A 1,883-nucleotide genomic window follows, 5' to 3' on the forward strand; every position below is an offset into this window, starting at 1 on the left:
GCGCCGCCCCCGGAGCCGTCGACCCGGACGCCCCCACGCAGGCCCGCCCCTTCGCGGGCTCCCCGGCACTCCAGTGGGCCGACGGCGCCGCCGGCATCGTCACGCCGCCCGCGACAGCGGTGAAGGGGTTCACGAAAGCGCAGGTCCAGGACGCACTGGCGAAGACACGGACCCTCCTGATCGACACCAACCTCGACCCGGCGACGCTGCGGGGCGGGCGCCCGGACGCGGCTCCGAAGCTGATCGACCCGCTCCAGAAGGACGTCCACAAGCTGTTCGGCGCGGCCCTGCGCAAGCCGGACAAGGAGGACGACCCGCTGCTGCTGTTCAGCCGGTTCGACCCCGCCGAGGTCAGGATCGCCGGGAACGTCGTGAAGACGCGCGGGCGGATGACCTTCACCGGGGACAAGAACGGTTCGGTCGTCGTCCGCGCCGACTACACCTTCGTCTATCCCGTGGTCCGCGCGAGCACGCCCGCCGGTGACGGTGACGCCGAGGCGACCCGTACGGTCGTCCGCCGCCTCCTGGAGGTCAAGCTCTCCGACCCCGCGCGCTACGTGGTGACCCCGGGGACGGTCTTCCTCTCCCAGAACCAGATGGAGAGCGGCAACTCCACGTGCGACGTGTACGACGGCTGGTTCCACCCGGAGTTCGTCGGCGACCGCTCGTCCGGACCGTCGCCCTCGGGTCCTGAGTCGGACCCGTACGACCGCAGCAAGGGGATGGACACGGGGACGCCGGGCGTCGAGGAGCCGTGCGGAACGGTCTCCCGCATCTGACCGCATCCGGCCTTGGAGCGGCAGGCAAGAGCGAAGGGCCCCGCGGGACGGAGCCGCGGGGCCCTTCTTTCGTCAGCACCGGCGTCAGGGCAGCGCCGGTGCCTCCCGGGAACGGCGCCGGGGGGTGCGCCGCTGTGGATGGTGCGTGGGCCGGCCCGTCCCCTGCCGTACGCCAGTGGTCTGGACCTCTGGCAGTGGGCGTTCCGGCGTCTCCGCCGCGCCGTGCACGGCGGGCGGGGTTTCGTGGGGGGACGTGAAGCTGTACGCATCGTGCTGGATGAACGCGGTCGCCGCAACCGTTTGACCCGGACCTCATAGATTTTTGCAGTTTCCGCCGGTCGGCCCCGAGCGTCCCCGGGGCCGACCGTTTCTCTGGGATGACCGGGCCGCTGTCCCCTGCCGTCCGGTCATCTCGCTGGAGCGAGGTCCCACGACGCACGGCACGATCCGTACGTCTCATCGCTCCGACGAGCCACGCGTGGTTCTTCCGGGCCCGCGCCTGGCTGGCACGGACACCGGTACCAACGACGGACGCCGGGGGTCGGTCACGCGCCGTACGGGTGAGGGAGGGCCCGAACTCATCTGCGAGGCGCGGCCGGTGGCTCAGATCCGGCCCCGGCACAGCTCCAGCAACGTCATCGCCAGCGTCGTACCCGGCTTGCCCAGCGCCGCGCTGTAGTGGCCGATGACCTCCATCTCGCGGGAGAGGTTCACGCGCCGCCCGCCGGAGGTGATGCGCGCGTCCTGGATGACGGCGGAGACGGCGGCGCGCTCCTGGATGAGGCCGATGATGCGGTCGTCGAGGGCGTCGATGCGCTCGCGGGCGCCGGTGATCACGTCGGCGGCGTCGGAGGTCTTCGCGCCGGTGAGGTCGAGGGAGGTCATGCGGGGGCTCCTTGGGATTCGGTGGGCCCCGGACGGTCAAGCCCCGGAGGAGAAACGACAGGCGCCCCGGGCCTTGTCGGCCCGGGGCGCCTGGGAAGTCGCTCGGCTCTACGCGCAAGCACGACCATGGCAGCCGGCGGGCCGGGTGCCATAGGTAAAGAACGTCGTGGGCGTGAGCATGCGGTCAGTATGCCACGGCCTCCCTCCCCACCCGCCCCC

Annotated in this window: 2 protein-coding genes; one reads left to right on the forward strand and one right to left on the reverse strand. The window is 71.8% G+C overall.

All coding sequences use genetic code 11. From position 1 onward, the window contains the following. Nucleotides 1-779 (forward strand): hypothetical protein (locus AOK24_RS43175; protein ID WP_055725303.1); only part of this gene is annotated, 779 nt, incomplete at its 5' end. Between the two features lie 603 nt (nt 780-1,382). Here the strand turns inward: AOK24_RS43175 and AOK24_RS43180 are convergent. Further along, entirely contained in the window at nt 1,383-1,664 is a 282-nt protein-coding gene (locus AOK24_RS43180; RefSeq protein WP_055725304.1) for a chorismate mutase, read from the reverse strand. Nucleotides 1,665-1,883: the final 219 nt, after the last annotated feature.

This window comes from Streptomyces niveiscabiei, assembly GCF_001419795.1.
Lineage (GTDB): Bacteria > Actinomycetota > Actinomycetes > Streptomycetales > Streptomycetaceae > Streptomyces > Streptomyces niveiscabiei.